Annotated in this window: 13 protein-coding genes; all 13 read left to right on the forward strand. The window is 51.9% G+C overall.

Annotation, left to right across the window (positions count from 1 at the left end; translation table 11 throughout):
• Positions 1-79: 79 nt before the first annotated feature.
• The 13 genes from MWU62_RS11195 (at position 80) to MWU62_RS11255 (ending at position 19,557) form a co-directional block, all read left to right on the forward strand.
• On the forward strand, positions 80-2,149 hold the full coding sequence (locus MWU62_RS11195; RefSeq protein WP_247114935.1) for an NADPH-dependent 2,4-dienoyl-CoA reductase: 2,070 nt from the start codon (positions 80-82) through the stop codon (positions 2,147-2,149).
• A 99-nt stretch (positions 2,150-2,248) separates the two neighbouring features.
• Positions 2,249-3,499, forward strand: a complete 1,251-nt coding sequence (locus MWU62_RS11200; RefSeq protein ID WP_247114937.1) for a DNA repair protein — start codon at positions 2,249-2,251, stop codon at positions 3,497-3,499.
• A gap of 131 nt (positions 3,500-3,630) precedes the next feature.
• Entirely contained in the window at positions 3,631-4,515 is an 885-nt protein-coding gene (locus MWU62_RS11205) for an NAD(+) kinase (protein ID WP_200365810.1), read from the forward strand.
• A 2-nt stretch (positions 4,516-4,517) separates the two neighbouring features.
• Entirely contained in the window at positions 4,518-5,537 is a 1,020-nt protein-coding gene (locus tag MWU62_RS11210; protein WP_247114939.1) for a metallophosphoesterase, read from the forward strand.
• A gap of 59 nt (positions 5,538-5,596) precedes the next feature.
• Entirely contained in the window at positions 5,597-6,460 is an 864-nt protein-coding gene (locus tag MWU62_RS11215; RefSeq protein WP_247114940.1) for a rhomboid family intramembrane serine protease, read from the forward strand.
• A 164-nt stretch (positions 6,461-6,624) separates the two neighbouring features.
• On the forward strand, positions 6,625-6,918 hold the full coding sequence (locus tag MWU62_RS11220; RefSeq protein ID WP_216008460.1) for a DUF1315 family protein: 294 nt from the start codon (positions 6,625-6,627) through the stop codon (positions 6,916-6,918).
• The gene (locus MWU62_RS11225; RefSeq protein ID WP_247114941.1) at positions 6,915-7,754 is read left to right on the forward strand and encodes a DUF2797 domain-containing protein; all 840 of its coding nucleotides are present in this window, start codon (positions 6,915-6,917) and stop codon (positions 7,752-7,754) included. Before MWU62_RS11220 ends, MWU62_RS11225 begins: the two co-directional genes overlap by 4 nt.
• A gap of 84 nt (positions 7,755-7,838) precedes the next feature.
• The gene (gene pepN, locus MWU62_RS11230) at positions 7,839-10,490 is read left to right on the forward strand and encodes an aminopeptidase N (RefSeq protein WP_247114943.1); all 2,652 of its coding nucleotides are present in this window, start codon (positions 7,839-7,841) and stop codon (positions 10,488-10,490) included.
• A 180-nt stretch (positions 10,491-10,670) separates the two neighbouring features.
• The gene (locus MWU62_RS11235; RefSeq protein ID WP_247114944.1) at positions 10,671-12,059 is read left to right on the forward strand and encodes a DUF1329 domain-containing protein; all 1,389 of its coding nucleotides are present in this window, start codon (positions 10,671-10,673) and stop codon (positions 12,057-12,059) included.
• Positions 12,060-12,107: 48 nt separating this feature from the next.
• The gene (locus tag MWU62_RS11240; RefSeq protein ID WP_247114946.1) at positions 12,108-13,256 is read left to right on the forward strand and encodes a YCF48-related protein; all 1,149 of its coding nucleotides are present in this window, start codon (positions 12,108-12,110) and stop codon (positions 13,254-13,256) included.
• A gap of 46 nt (positions 13,257-13,302) precedes the next feature.
• On the forward strand, positions 13,303-15,687 hold the full coding sequence (locus MWU62_RS11245) for an MMPL family transporter (RefSeq protein WP_247114948.1): 2,385 nt from the start codon (positions 13,303-13,305) through the stop codon (positions 15,685-15,687).
• A gap of 188 nt (positions 15,688-15,875) precedes the next feature.
• Positions 15,876-16,859, forward strand: coding sequence for a TAXI family TRAP transporter solute-binding subunit (locus MWU62_RS11250; protein WP_216008455.1), 984 nt, complete (start codon positions 15,876-15,878; stop codon positions 16,857-16,859).
• 85 nt (positions 16,860-16,944) lie between these two features.
• Positions 16,945-19,557, forward strand: a complete 2,613-nt coding sequence (locus MWU62_RS11255; RefSeq protein WP_247114949.1) for a TRAP transporter permease — start codon at positions 16,945-16,947, stop codon at positions 19,555-19,557.
• The last annotated feature ends 79 nt before the right edge of the window (positions 19,558-19,636 follow it).

Here is a 19,636-nt window from a genome sequence, read left to right on the forward strand (position 1 = left end):
TGCATGGGTACTTTAGACATCATTAAAAAAGAGTGGGGCGGTTAAGATCCTGCCTTTGATCACTATGAGGAGACCTGATATGACGACCAATACGACATCTGGCTTGGCCAAGTACCCTAACTTGCTCGAACCACTGGATTTGGGCTTTACCAAACTGCAGAACCGTACCCTGATGGGGTCCATGCACACAGGTCTCGAAGAGGCCAAAAATGGCTTCGAACGTCTTGGCGAGTTTTACGCTGAGCGCGCCCGTGGTGGTGTTGGCCTGATTGTAACCGGTGGTATAGCGCCAAACCCGGAAGGCGCCGTCTTTCAGGGTGCCGCCAAATTGACCAACGACGACGAAGTGGAAAAGCACAAGGTGATCACCAGCGCCGTCCACAAAGCGGATGGCAAAATCTGCATGCAGATTCTTCATGCCGGTCGTTATGCTTATTCCCCTGCGTTAGTTGCCCCTTCTGCTATTCAAGCACCTATCAACCCATTCAAGCCCAAAGAGCTGGATGAAGCCGGTATCGAGAAGCAGATTGAGGATTACGCAGTTTGTGCCCAGCTTGCGCAAAAGGCTGGCTATGACGGTGTTGAGGTCATGGGTTCTGAAGGCTACTTCATTAACCAGTTTATTGTAGCTCACACCAACCACCGCACAGACCAATGGGGTGGCAGCTATGAAAACCGTATCCGTCTGCCTATCGAAATCGTGCGTCGCGTTCGCGAGCGTGTTGGCGAGAATTTCATTCTTGTTTATCGCCTTTCCATGTTGGATCTCATCGAAGATGGCAGCACCTGGGAAGAAGTAGTGCAGCTGGCTAAAGAAATCGAGAAGGCTGGCGCAACCATTATTAATACCGGCATTGGCTGGCACGAGGCACGAGTGCCTACTATCGCCACGTCTGTTCCCCGCGGCGCTTTCACTAAGGTAACCGCACGCCTTAAAGGCGAAGTAAGTATCCCATTGGTGACTACCAACCGTATCAATATGCCGGATGTTGCCGAGAAGATTCTGGCTGATGGCGATGCAGATATGGTGTCTATGGCTCGACCATTCCTTGCGGATGCCGACCTGGTACTGAAAGCTGCTGAAGACCGTGCAGATGAAATCAACACTTGCATCGGCTGTAATCAGGCCTGCTTGGACCATACTTTCAGCGGTAAGCTGACGTCATGCCTTGTTAACCCCCGCGCTTGTCATGAAACGGAACTCACTTATGTGAAGACCGCAACGCCCAAATCGATTGCGGTTGTGGGTGCTGGGCCAGCAGGGATGGCGTTTGCAACCGTGGCGGCAGAGCGTGGCCACAAGGTGACGCTGTTTGATGCCGGTAAAGAAGTTGGTGGCCAGTTCAATGTGGCCAAGCTGATTCCGGGTAAAGAGGAGTTCTATGAGACCCTACGCTACTTCCGTGTGATGCTGGATAAGCACGGCGTAGATGTGCGTCTGGAAACCCGTGTAAACGTGGATGATTTGAAGGCGGGTGGCTTTGATGAGGTTGTACTGGCAACAGGTGTGGAGCCACGTACGCCCGATATCGAAGGTATTGATCACCCGAAAGTGATCGGTTATTTGGATGCTCTGCTTGAGCGTAAACCGGTCGGCCAAAAGGTTGCCGTTGTTGGTGCTGGCGGTATTGGGTTTGATGTGTCGGAGTTTATCGTACACAAGGGAACCTCTGCCGCGCTGGATCCGGACCACTTTATGCGGGAATGGGGCGTTGACCTTACGGTAGAGCATCGCGGTGGCATTAAAGGCATGAAAGCAGATGTGCCTGAGCCAGCTCGCGACGTTTACTTGTTGCAACGCAAAACCTCGAAAGTAGGTAAGAACCTCGGCAAAACCACAGGGTGGATCCACAGAACATCACTCAAAAACCGTCAGGTTCAGATGGTGCCCGGTGTGACCTACCGCAAGATTGACGATGAAGGCCTGCACATCACCGTCACCCCTAAGGGTGCGGAGCAGGGTGAAGATCGCATTCTGCCGGTAGACACCATTATTCTGTGCGCCGGTCAGGAGCCATTGCGTGAACTGCAGGGCGGGCTTGAAGCAGCAGGGCTTCCAGTGCACCTGATTGGTGGTTCAGATGTGGCCGCAGAGCTGGATGCCAAGCGGGCGATTGATCAGGGTAGCCGGTTGGCCGCCGAGATCTAATCACAAAACATTGCAGTTTTTTCCTATGCATCGGAGACTCTCTGACTAGACTATAAATTCTTAGTCTGCCAGAGAGTCTTTTGATTTGGGGAGTCTGTAATGGTATCTGCCGGTCAGGCAACCGATGATTATTCGGCCGTATTCTTTATCGAAGGTAACCAGGTGGCCCGGCAGATGCGTGCCAGCGAGTTTGGTGCCTTCCTTGATGGCTATGTTGGACTGTCCGACCTTGCTGAAACCGATGTGAAAGCCGTTCTGGTGGACCTAAGTAGTGATCTTCTCGTGCGCGCCCTTGTGTTTTTCCGTATCTGGTTTGATGAGGAAGGCAGGGCAGACAGCAACTGGAGTGTGCCCATCGAAGAGCTTGCTCGCATGGGTGCAAAAGGGCCGGATATGGGGGGCGGCGCTATTCGCCTCGTATGTCGCAGCCTGTGCCCAAAGCCCAGTTACGCCTCTGAATTGTGGGACCCGGACATGACGCCGGGAAACAACCACTTTCAACTTATCCGCAAAACTGTCAGCGCCAATGCGTTGAAATTCCGCCACGTGCCTCCCGAAGAAGAAAATATCCCGGTACTACGAGCCGGAGAGAACGAGCCCGCCCCGGATGACGAATCGCGCATTGGCGCTGACCGAGCCCGCTTGGCTCAATTAATTCGCGAACAGCGCTTGCGCATTAAAACCCTACAGAGTGTGCATCGGGATGTGCTTTCCGATGTTCAGCGAGAGCACCGGCTTGAGCTTAAAACACTGCGCACTCAGGTTGATGATTTGGAGCAGAAGTACGAGCGGCAACGTCACAGCAACGAACAATTAAAGCAACGCTTGGCTGAGCGTAACCAACAATACCTGAGCATGCAGGAGCAAGTTGAGTCCAACGGCGCGGGAAAAGACCGGGAAGATGCCAAGGCCATTGCCGAATTGGTCCTGCTCCGCGAACAGCTAGATCGCAAGCAGCGTGAGCTGGAATACAGAGATGAAAAGCTTGTTGCTCTGGAGCAGGAAGTGCATGAGCTTCGAAGCCGGGAACCGGCAGAAAATACGGTGATGGGCCACCTAAAAGCGGAGTCCGTATTTTTAGTGGCCTACCGTGCGGGTGTGGGGCATTTGACGCTGCCCTACGAAGATATTGAAACCTACTTTAGCAACCCGACAGCCTACGCTGCTGAGCGCTGTGGTATGAATGAACCAGCGTATCTGCAGTGGCTTGCCCATTACGAGAACCCGGTTTGCCAGCATTGTATCGAGAACGAAGAACCCTGCGGCGAGCCGCTGTTGCGGGTCAGCCAACCCGGGGACTTTCGGCCGGGAATCGACAATCGTTGTGAGAACCATCAGCCTTCAAAATAATGCCCCACCTATTGCGTATGCCAGAACTCTTTTCAGTATCCGGGTGACTTTGGGTAGACTGTAGCTCAGATAGTTATGGGTGAGAGCGGGCTTGGTTGTTTAAACCGTATTCCGACATTACAGGAAGCTTCATGGATCAATTTAGAAATATAGGCGTTATTGGCCGCATGGGCAGCGTGAAGGTTGTCGAGTCTCTGCGCCAATTAAAACAATATCTGGTCGCCAACCACTATCACGTTATCCTTGAGGAAGACACTGCCAGCATGCTGCCCGGCCACGGTTTGCAGGTTGCCAGTAAAAAGCTCCTTGGGGAAATATGCGATCTGGTTATTGTGGTAGGAGGTGATGGAAGTTTATTGGGCGCGGCTCGGGAACTGGCCAAGTCCAAAATTCCATTGCTCGGTGTAAACCGGGGACGGCTGGGTTTTCTAACCGATATTTCACCCGGTGATTTGGAAGAGCGCCTTGGTAAGGTACTTGAGGGTGAATACATTGAAGAAACTCGGTTTTTGCTCGACGGTAATGTAGAGCGCAACGGACAACCGTTGGGTTTTGGTACCGCTTTGAACGACGTGGTGCTACACCCGGGCAAATCTACCCGCATGATTGGGTTTGATCTCTATGTTGATGGCCACTTCGTTTACAGCCAACGCTCGGATGGCCTGATTGTCTCGACCCCCACCGGCTCTACTGCTTACTCGCTGTCTGCGGGTGGCCCCATAATGCACCCTAAGCTGGATGCCATTGTTTTAGTACCCATGTTCCCGCACACCCTTAGTAGCCGCCCAATTGTGGTGGATGGAAAGAGCGAGATAAAGCTAGTTATCGGGGAAACCAACGAAACCTACCCGCAAATTAGCTTTGATGGCCAGATGAACATTGCCTGCGCGCCGGGCGACATCATCCGCATCGCCAAAAAGCCCTTCAAAATTCGGCTGATTCATCCCACAGACCACAATTTCTATGCCACCTGCCGCGATAAACTTGGTTGGGCAAATGAAATAGCAGCGAGTTGAACATGGCTGGAAATAATCATACTGCAAGTCGTGGTTACGACATCATCGGCGATATTCACGGTTGTGCGCATACTCTCGCGATGCTGCTGGAGCAGATGGGATACAGCAAGGTAAACGGTGTTTACCAGCATCGCCAGCGTCAGGCTGTGTTCATCGGCGATATTATTGATCGCGGCCCGAGAATTCGTGAAGCCCTGCATTTGGTTAGGGATATGGTTGAACGCGGTTCCGCCCGGATTGTCATGGGAAACCACGAATATAATGCTCTGGGTTACTGCACCCGGGCTCGGGCGGGCAGCGATAAAACCTGGCTGCGTGAGCACAACCCGAGGCACGACCGATTGATTCGGGAAACTCTGGATCAGTTCGACGCTTACCCCCATGAATGGAACGATTTCCTCGAGTGGTTTTACACGATTCCTTTATTCATCGAGGAGGATGATTTCCGTGCGGTGCATGCCTGTTGGGATGACGAACTCATTCAGAAGTTCAAGCAAGTACAAGGCGGCGCCTGCATTGATGAGGATTTTCTTCACGCGTCTGCAGCAATCGATTCGTTTGCCGGTCAGGTTATGGACACCTTGTTGCGTGGAACGGATTTGCGCCTCCCTCCGGGTATGAAAATAACGGGTCGAGACGGCTACGTTCGAGAGTTCTTCCGCACCAAGTTCTGGGCCGATAATCCTCGTACTTATGCGGATGTTGTGTTTCAGCCAGATCCTTTGCCGCCAGAGGTGGCAAACCGCGAACTCACCGAGGACGAGCGCAAGCAGTTAATCAGCTATCCGCTGGACGCGCCACCGGTGTTTGTGGGGCATTACTGGATGGACAGCGAGCCTGCTCCGTTAAAATCCAACGTCGCATGCATTGATTTTAGCGCAGTAAAATACGGCCGACTGGTAGCCTACCGAATGGATGGCGAGCGAGAGCTTTCCCGCGACAAGTTCGTATGGGTTAACGTTGCTCGGGATCATCAAGACTCCCCGGATTATCCCACCAGTGAGGACAGTGTCGCGCGCTAAATGCTAAGCAATAGTAGCGTGCGTCATTAATCTGAACATCCCGCGAGGCAAGGTAGATTGTGTACCGAGTAAAGCAGTTGGATATCAGTGTAGATCTTGGCGGATTCAGCCAGTGGTTGAGAAGCCAAGGGGTTCCTCACAGAATCAGTGAAGAGGGCGGGTTTCAGGTATTGTGGCTGGAACATTCCGAGCATGCCGAGCCAGTTCTGGAGGCACTTGAGCGATTCCTCGCCGAGCCAGGTATTCGGCAGGCGGTTGAGCAACAGAATCACTCGCCGGTATTTGTGGCTGGGCGTTGGCAGCCCTCTCCGCGCCACGCACCTCTGGTGTTGGGGATCATTGCGCTTGGCCTGCTGATGGCCTGGTTTACAGGTCTTGGTAGTAATCGGCTCACCGGCAATTTGCTCATTGTCGACCCTAGGATTTACGACTGGGGCACTATTACCGCCCGCATCGATGCGCTTACCGCAACGCTTGCTAGCGGCCAGATCTGGCGGCTTTTTACCCCTGACTTCCTGCACTTCAGTTGGACTCACATAATTTTCAATTCCGTGATGCTATGGTTTCTAGGGAGTCAGATTGAGTGGTTTGATGGTCGTAGCCGGTTGGTATTACTTTTTATAGTTACCAGCCTTCTCTCCAATGGCTTGCAGTACATTGTTTCGGGGCCGTTTTTTGGCGGCCTTTCGGGCGTTGTTTATGGCATTCTTGGCTATTGCTGGCTAAGCCAGCGAGCTGTACCGAGGTTCCAGTTCCCGCCTGCGCTAGTAACCTTTGCTGTGGTGTGGATGGTCATTGGCTTCACCCCTTTGCCCGAAATGCTGGGGCTGGGGCGAATGGCAAATGAAGCGCATTTGGGCGGGTTTGTTGCCGGCTTGGCTGTAGCCGCTATTTTGCCGCCGCGTAAAAAACGGCAGGCATAAAAAAACCCCACCAGAGGTGGGGTATAAAAGAAGCAAATTGCTCCTGATGAGAGAGACCAAATGATACGACCGTCGTCATTTGGTAGAGCAATGATAATCATTATCGTTTATATCTGTCAAACGATTCCTCTATTTTTTTATGAAGGTTTGTTCAGGAGAACCGGATGACCTACGAAGAGTTAATCAAGCGGCTGGACCCCAACGTTTACCAGAGCCTGCGCCAGTCCATTGAACTTGGAAAATGGCCCGATGGCCGGAAGCTCACGCCGCAGCAGCGTGAAATAAGTCTGGAAGCGGTTATCTACTACGAGAACCTGCATGGTATTCCGGAGCAGGAGCGCGTGGGCTATCTTGATCGAGGCAGTAAAGCTGGCACCGCATGTGACCCGAGCGTGCAACGCAATCAGTCGGGCGGTAACACTATTGATCCTGACCAGTTTGTTGAGGTTAAGTCTTGAGCAATCTTGCAGACGTAACTGGGCGACTCAGGAAAATGCCTGCCGAAACTGCCGACCCGGTATCTTACGCGTTGGCAGTGGGCGATGTTCGGGTGCCACTGAATGATCTCATTGGCAAACCCATACGCTTCGATTATGAAGGCGTAATCCGGTGTATCAACTGTGATCGAACAACGAAAAAGAGCTTCAATCAAGGTTTCTGTTACCCCTGTTTCCGCAAGTTGGCGGCATGTGACAGCTGTATAATGAGCCCGGAAAAGTGTCATTATCACTTGGGTACTTGCCGTGAGCCTGAGTGGGGCGAAACCCACTGCATGATCGAGCATGTAGTGTATCTGGCCAACTCGTCTGGCCTAAAAGTGGGTATTACTCGCGGTTCTCAGGTGCCAACGCGCTGGATTGATCAGGGTGCAGTGGATGCTATTCCCATGATGAGGGTGGCTACTCGCTACCTTTCCGGTCTTGTTGAAGTGGCCTGTAAAGCGCACGTTGCGGATCGCACAAACTGGCGCGCTATGCTCAAGGGCGATGTGCCGCAGTTGGATCTTGTGCAAGAGCGCCAGAGAATTTTGTCCCTCATTGCGGATGATGTCGCTGCGCTGCGTGAAGAACATGGGCAAGATGCTATCCGCGAGGTGGACGAGCAAGGGCTTGACCTGAGCTACCCTGTACACATTTGGCCAGAGAAAATTAAAACCCACAATTTGGATAAAACGCCGGAAGTAGAAGGGGTCCTTGAGGGTATTAAGGGGCAATATCTAATACTCGACACCGGTGTGATCAATATTCGCAAGTTTACCGGTTACGAAGTTCGTTTCCGGGTGATGGGTGCTTAATAAGCCATCCATTCCTGGCCTTTTTTATGAAGCCTGAGTGCCTGCTTTGAGTAGGTGTCAGGCTGAGAAATCTGGAGACAATAAATGCGCACAAGTCAGCCGCAAACCATACACCTGAGCGAATACAAAGTTCCTGCCTATCTGGTGGACACCGTCGACCTTTGCTTTCAGCTCTACGATGATGGCGCAAGGGTTCATAGCACATTGAGCGTGCGCCGAAACCCGAAATCCAAAGACGTGTCCGCACCGCTTACGCTAAACGGCGATAGCCTAAAGCTTGAGCGGGTTGAATTGGACGGCAAGACGCTGGCAGCAGGCAACGACTATGAGGAGACCGGTGAGCATCTCGTTATTACTGAGGTGCCATCGCAGTTCGAATTAACGGTTGTGACCTGGATTGAACCCCAGAACAATACCCGTCTTGAGGGGCTATACAAATCCTCCGGAATGTTCTGTACCCAGTGTGAAGCTGAGGGCTTTCGCTGCATTACCTATTTTCCGGACCGGCCGGATGTGATGGCTCGATATCGCACGCGTATCGAGGCAGATAAAGCCACTTGCCCGGTGTTGCTGTCGAACGGCAACGATATAGACCGGGGCGATCTGGAGAACGGTCGCCACTTTGTTGCATGGGAAGACCCGTTCCCCAAACCGAGTTATCTTTTTGCTCTCGTAGCGGGCGATCTTGTGGAAAAACAGGATACGTTCACTACCTGTTCCGGCCGAGATATAGATCTGCGTATATATGTTGAATCCCGTAACGCTGCTAAATGCGAGCATGCCATGGACTCCCTCAAGCGCTCGATGCGCTGGGATGAAGAAGTTTACGGTCGCGAGTACGATCTGGATATTTTCATGATCGTTGCTGTAGATGATTTCAATATGGGGGCTATGGAAAACAAAGGCCTTAATATTTTTAACTCTTCATGTGTTTTGGCCAGCCAAGAGACCGCCACTGATCTGGCTTTCCAGCGTATTGAGGCCATCGTTGCCCATGAGTATTTTCATAACTGGTCTGGCAACCGGGTAACTTGTCGAGATTGGTTCCAGCTGAGCCTGAAAGAAGGGTTTACGGTATTTCGGGATTCCACCTTTTCGGCTGATATGGGCTCTCCAACGGTAAAGCGCATAGAAGATGTAACACTACTTCGCACCGCCCAGTTCGCAGAAGATGCCGGTCCCATGGCGCACCCGGTACGACCTGCCTCCTACATGGAAATTAGCAATTTCTACACCCTGACGATCTATGAAAAAGGCGCAGAAGTTGTTCGCATGATTCATACCCTGCTAGGGCCGGATCTATTCCGCAAAGGCAGTGATCTGTATTTTGAGCGCCACGATGGCCAGGCAGTTACCACTGACGACTTTGTAAAAGCGATGGAGGACGCATCTGGCCGTGATCTGACACAGTTCCGCTTGTGGTACGACCAAGCAGGCACACCCGTACTGACGGTGTCAGACGAATATGATTCGGAACAAGGCATCTACCGTCTAACGGTTGAGCAGACAATTCCCGACACACCGGGGCAGGCCAACAAAAAACCGCAACATATTCCTTTTGCTCTGGGCCTACTGGGTGTTGAGGGCGAAGCCTTGCCCCTGCGGCTCGAAAGCACGGGTGATGGAGCAAGCGTGCCGACCGAGCGGGTTCTTGAGCTGACAGAAGCAAGCCACACCTTCGAGTTCCATGGCTTGGCCCAGAAGCCTGTGCCATCTCTGCTCCGCCACTTTTCTGCGCCGGTGCGAGTGGTTTACCCCTGGAACCGTGAACAGCTGGTGTTTTTGATGAGCCATGATCCGGATGGTTTCAATCGCTGGGACGCTGGCCAACGTCTTGCTGTGGATGTGATCCAGTCACTGGTTGGTTCCCCCGAGACGGCCGAGATTGAGCCGCGATTGGTAGAGGCTTACAGGGCCTTGGTTGCTGATGTGTCACTTGATCAGGCACTGGTTGCTAAAATGCTGCAGTTGCCCTCCGAAGCCTACCTGATCGAGCTGGCGGATAGCCCGGATGTTGCGGCCATTCACCGTGCACGCGAGCGTGTATTGAGTCACCTGGCCACCTCGCTTAGGAGTGAGTTGGTGGCCTGCTACCACGCAAATACAGGAGGCGGAGCTTATGAAGTTACGCCGGAATCTATCGCTCGCCGCAGCTTGAGGAATACAGCATTATCGTGGCTGCTACTGATTAATGACGATGCGGGTCGCGATCTGGCTGTTAAGCAGTACGGCGATGCCGACAATATGACCGACCGTATAGGTGCATTGCGCGCATTGGTGAACTCCGAATACGCGGCGGAGCGAAGCCAAGCTCTGGCCGACTTCTACGAGCGCTTTCAGGATGACCCGCAGGTTGTTGAACAGTGGTTTGCCGTGCAAGCCTCCAGCGATAGGGCGGGGCAGTTGCCACAGATTCAGGCACTACTAAAGCACGCGGCATTTGACTGGAAAAATCCCAACAAGATACGTTCTGTTATTGGTGTGTTTGCGGGCCAGAATTTGGCAGCCTTCCACAATCCAGACGGTTCTGGCTACGGGTTCCTTGCGGATCAAGTGTGCCGATTGGATGACAGTAATCCTCAGATCGCCGCGCGTTTGGTGGCGCCACTTACACGCTGGAAAAAATTTGCACCAACCTACAGCACACTAATGCACAAGGCACTGGAAAAAATTCGAGAGAAGCCCGAGCTATCAGCGGATTTGTACGAAGTAGTACATAAGAGCCTTGAAGCCTAAGGTCTCGTGTGAGAAAACCAGCTGTAATTGAACGTCCTGATTACAGCTGGATACAAAATCGCACTTTCGGTCGATAGACAACCTTGACAGATTGGCTAACCTGTTAGAAAGCCTGTGTCTTCAACAGGTAACAATAAAAAAGCCTTCCTACAGGCTTCCAAAATGATTTCAGGGCGATATATGAACTATAAAAAGAGTGCGTTACTCGGGGGCTTGCTCGCCCTCTCGATAGCGTCAACATCTTCATGGGCGGCCGTTTCTTCAGCTGAGGCATCGCGCCTCGGCCAAACCCTGACGCCTTTCGGCTCCCCCAAAGCGGGCAATGAATCCGGCACTATCCCGGAGTGGACGGGTGGTATAACTAAGCCACCCGCTGGCTATAGTGAATCAGGTCAGCACCATATAGACCCTTTCCCGAACGATGAAGTGCTGTTCACCATCACTGCAGCGAACAAAGACCAGTACGCGGCGCATCTTTCAGACGGCGTTCTGGCAATGCTTGAAACCTATCCAACCAGTTTTCGTGTTCCGGTTTACAAGTCCCGTCGTACCCATGCAGTACCCGAATGGGTTGCTAAAAACACCCGTGAGAATGCTGTTAAGGCAGAAGTTGTTGGTACGGGTGAAGGTCTTGATGGCGCCTATGGCGGTTATCCCTTCCCGATTCTGAGTGGCAATGACGAGCAAAAAGCTTGGCAGGTTATCTGGAATCATCTTACCCGTTGGCGCGGAGTGTCTGGCACCCGTCGTTCTAGTGAGGTTGCTGTGCAAGCCAATGGCGACTATTCACTGGTCACGACTCAGCAAGAGGCGTTTTTCAACTTCTATAATCCAGAGGGCAGCGAGGAGGAGTTGGACAACATTATTTTCTATTACACCTCGTTTACCCAGTCGCCACCGCGCCTTGCGGGAAGCGCCATTCTGATTCACGAAACACTGAATCAAATTATTAATCCAAGAAATGGCTGGGGTTATAACGCTGGGCAGCGCCGCGTTCGTAGAGCCCCGAACTTGGGTTATGACTCTCCAATTGCAACGGCGGATAACCTTCGCACGGCAGACGATTCGGATATTTTTAACGGTGCCCTGGATCGCTACAACTGGAACTACGAAGGTGTTAAGGAGGTTTACGTTCCTTATAACAACTACCGTATTGGGGAAAAAGGCACTCCTTATTCAGAAATTCTTGGCATTTCGCATTTGAACCCAGACTTGACCCGTTGGGAACTACACCGTGTGCATGTGGTTGAAGCTACCCTGAAAGACGGTGCTCGTCATATATACGGCAAACGTCGTTTTTATGTGGATGAGGATAGCTGGAATACACTTTTGTTAGACCAGTATGACGGTCGTGGGGAACTGTGGCGCGTGACCATGGGCTTGGCTAAAAATTATTATGAACTTCCGGGTGTGTGGACGGTTCTGGACGTCTATCATGATTTACAGGCGCGTCGTTATCACGTGCTGGGTCTTGATACCGAAGAGCCAAATACTCGTGTGCTCACAGAAGAAGTTCCGAACAAGCGCTATTACTCTCCGGCTTCCCTGCGTCGCAGGAGTGTTCGTTAAAGCGCACGCCAGAGATTTACAGTTAAAACAACATAATAGGCAATCTGAATGGCTAAAAGGTTGATGTGCAAGACGCTAGGGGCAGCCTGCCTCGGGCTTTCCATGGTTTGGTCCGCGCCAGCGGCATATGCGCTTGCGGATCTTATCGAAACGCCGGCCCGGCAAACCGATTTGGCCCCGACCAACCTTCTCAATGACGCCGTGCGCGCGGGTAAGAGGATAGTGGCGGTTGGTGAAAGGGGGCACATCATATATTCCGATGATGGCGGAAAATCCTGGGAGCAGGGCAGCGTACCCGTGTCTGTCACTCTGACAGCTGTGGATTTCGGAACTGAAACCCACGGCTGGGCCGTTGGTCACAGTGGCGTGGTTCTGCATACCGAGGACGGTGGTGAGAATTGGAGCCTCCAGTTAACGGGTATTGATGCGTCTGAGTTGGCCATTGCGAGCAAGGAAGATCAGGTTGCTGCGATGGAAGAGCGCATTGAAGAAGCGCCTGAGTCGGAGAAAGGTGATCTTGAATGGGCAATGGATGATCTGATTTTTGCTATGGAAAACATGCAATCAGATTTGGATATTGGCCCTGTAAACCCTTTGCTTGGTGTTTGGTTTGAGAACGATCAGCACGGGTTTGTTGTAGGCGCCTATGGCATGATTCTGCGCACGCAAGATGGCGGAAACAGTTGGAGCGATTGGGCACCCAAAATTCAGAACGCTCAGAATTTTCACCTTAACAGCATCACCCGCGTTACCGGTGGTGCGCTTGTTATCGTTGGCGAAGCCGGGCAAATCCACGTTTCGGTGGATAATGGGGCAACCTGGGAGCGCCGAGAAAGCCCCTATGAGGGTTCTCTGTTTGGCGTAATTGGAACCGGTCAGGTTAATGAGATTCTAGCTTTTGGTCTGCGTGGCAACATGCTGTTTTCAACCGATTTGGGGAAAAGCTGGCGAATGGTGCCGAACAGTGCGGGAGCAACGCTTAACGATGGCGCTGTTGCTGAAGACGGCCGCATAACATTGGTCGGTAATGGTGGCACTGTGCTTATGAGTGGCAACGGCGCTGATTCGTTTCGAGAGCACTTCCGGAGTGACCGGGCGGGCATAATGAGCGTTGTTCCTGTATCCGGAACCAATCTTCTCGTTGTAGGTGAAAGCGGCGTGAAGATTACCGATGCGCGCGGAAAGAACCTTCAATAACGCCCTGATGTGGCAACAACCGAAAAAATAAAAGAGGGGCTTTTGAATGTCCAACCCGAACCACGACAGGGGTGAACACTACCTAACAACGCCGAAGGCCGAGCCGTTTTTAGAACGTCTGATTTTCAACAATCGGGCGGTGATTCTCATCGGCTTCCTGATATTAACGGCGTTTTTGGGCTACAACGCGGTAAAAATCCAGCCGGATGCAAGTTTTGAGCGAATGATTCCGCTTGAGCACCCGTATGTTATCAATATGCTGGAGCACCGGAACGATCTGGAAAACCTCGGTAACTTTGTGCGTATTGCCGTAGAAACCAAAACCGGTGATATTTTCTCTCCAGAGTATATGGAGACTCTAAAGCAGATCACTGACGAGGTGTTCTATTTAAACGGTGTTGACCGGTCGGGCCTGAAAACTCTCTGGACTTCAAACGTTCGATGGGTGGAAGTAACAGAGCAAGGCTTTCAGGGCGGCAATGTCATTCCCGATGATTATGACGGCTCGCCTGCAAGTTTGGAGCAGTTGCGCCAGAATATCCTGCGGTCCAACGAAGTAGGGCGGCTGGTATCCGATAACTTCCAGTCCACTATCGTGTATGCACCCTTGTATGAGAAAAATCCGGAAACCGGGGAGCCGCTGGATTACGCAACGTTTTCCCGAGAGTTGGAAGAGAAAATCCGGAATAAGTACGAAGCGCAAAATCCCAACATTAAGATCCACATTGTCGGCTTCGCCAAAAAAGTGGGCGACTTGATCGAGGGGATTGGTTCGATCGCCTGGTTTGCAGGCATTACGATCCTGCTGACAACGTTGCTACTGTTCTGGTACTCCCGTTGCATTACTGGCACATTGGTGCCTGTATTTACCTCCATTGTTGCAGTATTCCTGCAGTTGGGCGCTCTGAGGCTGCTCGGCTACGGGTTGGACCCTTATTCGGTACTTGTGCCTTTCCTTGTTTTTGCCATTGGTATCAGCCACGGCGTGCAAATTGTAAACGCTATGGCAGTAGAGGCTGCGAAAGGGTTTGATGCGATCACCGCTGCCCGTTTGGCATTCCGTGCACTTTATATTCCTGGCATGTTGGCGCTGATTTCCGATGCATTCGGTTTCCTCACGCTGTTCTTCATAGAGATTGACGTTATTCGTGATCTGGCCATTGCCGCGGGTTTGGGTGTTGCATTCGTTATCATCACCAATCTTGTACTGCATGTTCTGATCATGTCTTACCTTGGTATTTCAAAGGGTGGTGTTCGTCACGTACAGAACCACGGCGAAAAACAAGATCGCAAGTGGCGGCTGATGTCATACTTCGCTCATCCGGGCGTTGCACCGATTTCACTGCTTATTGCTGTGGTGGGTTTGGGCCTTGGCCTCTACTACAAGCAGGATCTAAAAGTAGGTGATCTTGATCAGGGCGCCCCTGAGCTACGTGCCGACTCGCGCTACAATCTGGATAATGCTTATATCATCGACAACTACTCAACAAGTGCCGATGTGTTGGTTGTGATGGTTAAAACGCCAGCGGAGCAGTGCACCCAGTACAATGTGCTGCGGGCTATGGATTCGCTACAGTGGGAGCTGCAAAACACCCCGGGCGTCCAGTCCTCCGCGTCGCTTGCCGATGTTTCTAAGATCGTTACCAAAGCTCTGAACGAGGGCAATTGGAAGTGGTATGAGATTTCCCGCAACCAGACCATTATCAATGCTTCTATCCGTGAGGCGCCGTCTGGCCTTATCAATACGAAGTGCAGCCTAACGCCTGTACTTGTATTCCTTGAAGATCACAAGGCGGAAACGCTGGAGACTGTGGTCGAGAGAGTGGAAGTCTTTGCCGAAGCTAATAGCAACGACAATCACACCTTCTTGCTCGCAGCGGGCAACGCCGGCGTTGAAGCGGCTACCAATGAGGTTATCGCTAACGCCAAGGATATGATGCTTATTCTGGTGTATAGCGTGGTGAGCTTGTTGTGCTTTGCCACTTTCCGGTCCATTCGGGCTGTGCTGTGTATCGTTGTGCCACTGGGGTTAACCTCGATTCTCTGCGAGGCAATCATGGCTGTGTCGGGTATTGGCATAAAGGTAGCAACCCTTCCTGTGATTGCGCTTGGCGTTGGTATTGGTGTGGATTACGGCATCTATATCTACAGCAAGCTTGAAAAATATTTGCTTGAAGGTAAGACGCTTCAAGATGCCTATTTCGAGACCCTGCGTTCTACTGGTAAGGCTGTTATGTTTACCGGTGTAACCTTGGGGCTGGGTGTGGTGACCTGGATCTTCTCACCCATTAAGTTTCAGGCGGATATGGGCTTCCTGCTATTTTTCATGTTCCTATGGAATATGATTGGCGCTATCTGGCTGCTTCCGGCGCTCGCACGCTTCCTGCTGCGGCCGGATCAGATGATCGCCAAAGCACGCTCTGCAAAATAGAACTGACAGTCGCTAACAAAAAAGCCCGCACAGCTGTGGGCTTTTTTGTTGTCTGCTCAACTGGTTAGCGAGCTAATCCAAGCTTTATTTATGATGTGAAGTGGTCTATGTTCTATTGTGAGCGCAATGCTTGCCCGTGAGTTCAGGCGGGCAGTTGATTACAACGATTAAAAATAAGGAATGATTACATGACACTGAAACTTAAAGCCTCCGCATTTGCAGTTGCTGCGGCTGTTACTTTGGGTGCTGCCTCTACTGCGGTTTCAGCACAAGAGCAACGCTTTGTTACGATCGGAACCGGTGGCGTTACCGGTGTTTACTATCCTGCAGGTGGTGCTATTTGCCGCTTGGTGAATATGGACCGTAAAGAGCACGGCATTCGTTGCTCGGTTGAGAGTACGGGCGGTTCCGTATACAACCTGAATGCGATCAGCCAGAACGAGTTGGATCTCGCGGTCGCCCAGTCAGATTGGCAGTACCATGCCTACAACGGCACCAGCAAGTTCAAAGAAGATGGTCCAAACAAAGATTTGCGTGCGGTCTTCTCCCTGCACCCAGAGCCATTTACCGTAGTGGCCAGCAAAGGCTCGGGCATCAAGAACTTTGAAGACCTCGCAGGTAAGCGGGTTTCGGTAGGCAACCCGGGTTCTGGCCAGCGTGCCACAGCGGAAGTGCTAATGGACGAAATGGGTTGGACCATGGATAAGTTCTCCTTGGCGGCGGAACTAAAGGCTGCTGAGCAATCTCAGGCGCTGTGTGATGGCAACATTGATGCCTTCTTCTACACTGTTGGTCACCCCTCCGGTGCTATCAAAGAAGCGACCACATCCTGCGACAGCACTCTGGTTAACGTGTACAACGACTCAGCTAAAAAACTGATCGATGACAACCCGTACTACCGGAAAGCTGTGATTCCTGGTGGGATGTACCGTGGCTCTGACAACGACGTAACTACCTTTGGTGTGGCCGCGACGTTTGTATCGTCTACCGACGTACCTGAAGACGTTGTGTACGAAGTGGTTAAGGCGGTGTTTGAGAACTTTGACAGCTTCAAGCGTTTGCACCCTGCCTTCGCAAACCTGAAGAAGGAAGAAATGGTATCCGATGCTTTGAGTGCGCCGTTGCACCCAGGTGCAGCTAAGTACTACAAAGAAGCTGGTTTGATCGATTAATTCGGTCTCTAGCAGTTGGAATGGCTGCGGGCGTCCTGCCCGCAGCTATAATTTACCTACCGTTTCCCTCTAACAGGATTCTGCTATGACCAATGGCGAGCCGAAAGCCGGGGATAGCATCGATAAGCAGAAGGTCGAGGAGTTTCTTCAAACCGAATCCGGTGGAAGAGCTGCAACCGGATCTGCGGCTATCATTCTTTTTGTTGTTCCTTTGCTCTGGTCTCTTTTCCAGCTTTGGATAGCATCACCACTACCTTATATTTTCGAATTTGGCGTGCTTAACTCTACGGAGTCGCGCTCTATTCACCTCGCATTCGCCTCGTTTCTGGCCTTTGCTGCGTTCCCCATGATTAAGGGTCGGCATGTCAACAAGGTGCCCGTTTACGATTGGCTTTTAGCGCTTGCGGCAGCTTTTACCGCCTCCTATTTGTACGTTTTCTATGATCAGCTGGCAAACCGTCCCGGTTCTCCCAATATGCAAGACCTAGTGGTTGCACTGGCGGGACTTGTTTTGCTTTTGGAGGCTACACGTCGAGCGCTGGGTCTACCCCTCACGATTGTTGCAGGCGTATTCATTATCTACTCTCTGGCCGGGCCTTATATGCCAGATGTGATATCCCACAAAGGGGCAAGCCTGAATAAGCTGGCATCGCACCAATGGTTGGGTACGGAAGGTGTTTTCGGTGTCGCTCTGGGTGTATCAACCAGTTTTGTTTTCCTGTTTGTGTTATTTGGAGCGCTACTCGAACGTGCTGGTGCCGGAAACTACTTTATTAAAGTGGCCTACGCCATGCTAGGTCACATGCGCGGCGGCCCCGCCAAGGCAGCCGTAGTTGCCAGTGGTCTTAGCGGCGTTATTTCTGGTTCGTCTATCGCTAACGTTGTAACAACGGGCACCTTCACTATCCCGCTTATGAAAAAGGTTGGGTTTCCCGCTACAAAAGCTGGGGCTGTGGAAGTGGCGGCCTCTACCAACGGCCAACTGACGCCTCCCATTATGGGCGCTGCAGCGTTTCTGATGGTTGAATACGTGGGTATTTCTTATCTGGAAGTTATCAAGCATGCCATTTTGCCAGCGATGATTTCCTATGTTGCGCTTATCTACATTGTTCATCTGGAAGCCTGCAAGATGAACATGAAGGGCGTTGAGCGCCTGAATAAACCTACTTTGGCTCAGCGCATGCTCGTTTGGGTGATGATGTTGCTCGGGCTGAGTATTTTGACTCTGGCAGTCTATTACGGTGTCGGCTGGATGAAGGATGTTTTCGGTAGCGCGGCCATGTGGATACTGGCGCCTCTACTGGTTGCGATCTACGTTGGCCTTGTGGGCTACGGTTCACGTTTCCCCGATTTGGAGGAAGATGCGGCTGACTCACTTATGGATAAGTTGCCACCAGTGGGGCCAACGGTAAAGACCGGGCTGTATTTCCTGTTGCCCGTGGTCGTGCTGGTTTGGTGCCTGACCGTGGAGCGTTTTTCGCCGCAGCTGTCGGCTTTCTGGGCTACCGTGTTTATGGTGTTTATCATCATCACCCAGCGACCGCTTAAAGCCTTCTTTAAAAATAGCGGTAATTATCTGGACGGACTGAAGCAGGGCAGTTCAGACTTGATGCTATCGCTGGTTACCGGTGCCCGCAACATGGTGGGTATCGGTGTAGCGACTGCGACTGCAGGTATTGTGGTCGGCACCGTCACGCTAACCGGCATAGGGCTGGTGATGACGCAGTTCGTGGAGTTCATCTCCGGCGGTAATTTGCTGCTGATGTTGGCATTCACGGCTCTTATTAGCCTGATATTGGGAATGGGCTTGCCTACCACCGCCAACTACATCGTGGTCTCCACACTGATGGCGCCGGTTATCGTTACCTTGGGTGCAGAAAATGGTCTTCTGGTTCCATTGATTGCTGTGCACTTGTTTGTGTTTTACTTCGGCATACTAGCTGATGACACGCCGCCGGTGGGGCTGGCGGCCTATGCAGCGGCAGCGATTTCGGGGGCAGACCCGATACGAACGGGTATTCAGGGCTTCACCTACGACATTCGAACCGCCATTTTGCCATTCATGTTTATCTTCAATACTCAGTTGTTGCTGATAGGTTTGACCGGCTGGTTTGATTTGCTGGTAACCGTGTTCAGCGCGGTCACGGCGATGCTGGTGTTCTCTGCAGCTACTCAGGGGTTCTGGTTTACTAAAACCCGTTGGTGGGAAACCATCGGCCTCCTGTTGATTACTTTCACCTTGTTTCGCCCGGGTTTCTGGTGGGATGAAATCTACCCTCCCACTAACAAACGTCCCGGTGCTGAACTGATTCAGCACGTTGATGAGGTTGCCGCAGATCAGCCCATTATTCTTCAGGCTTCCGGCATGTCGCTGTCTGGCGATGATGTTTCTAAATTTATGAAACTGCCACTTCCGAAGGGAGATACACCAGAGGAGCGATTGGCTGCCGCCGGATTGGAAGTGTCTAAGGCTGGCGAAGTAATGAACGTAGAGTTTGTTAATTTCGGTAGTGATGCGGAAAAGGCCGGTCTTAGTTTCGGCTGGACTATTGATGCCGTGCAAGTGGCAAATCCGCGCCCACCGAAAGAGCTGATGTTCATTCCCGCGCTTCTTCTGCTTGGAATTCTGGCGTTTTTGCAGTTGCGGCGCAGGGCCGGTGAGGGGGAGCGGCCAGCTTTTGTTCCAGCTAACCGGTAGTCTAAGTACGCAAATTTCTAAGTAAGGCTCTAAACAAACCCCGGCATTAACCTGCCGGGGTTTTTTCTGTTAAACTGCG

The organism is Marinobacter sp. S6332, assembly GCF_023016045.1.
Lineage (GTDB): Bacteria > Pseudomonadota > Gammaproteobacteria > Pseudomonadales > Oleiphilaceae > Marinobacter.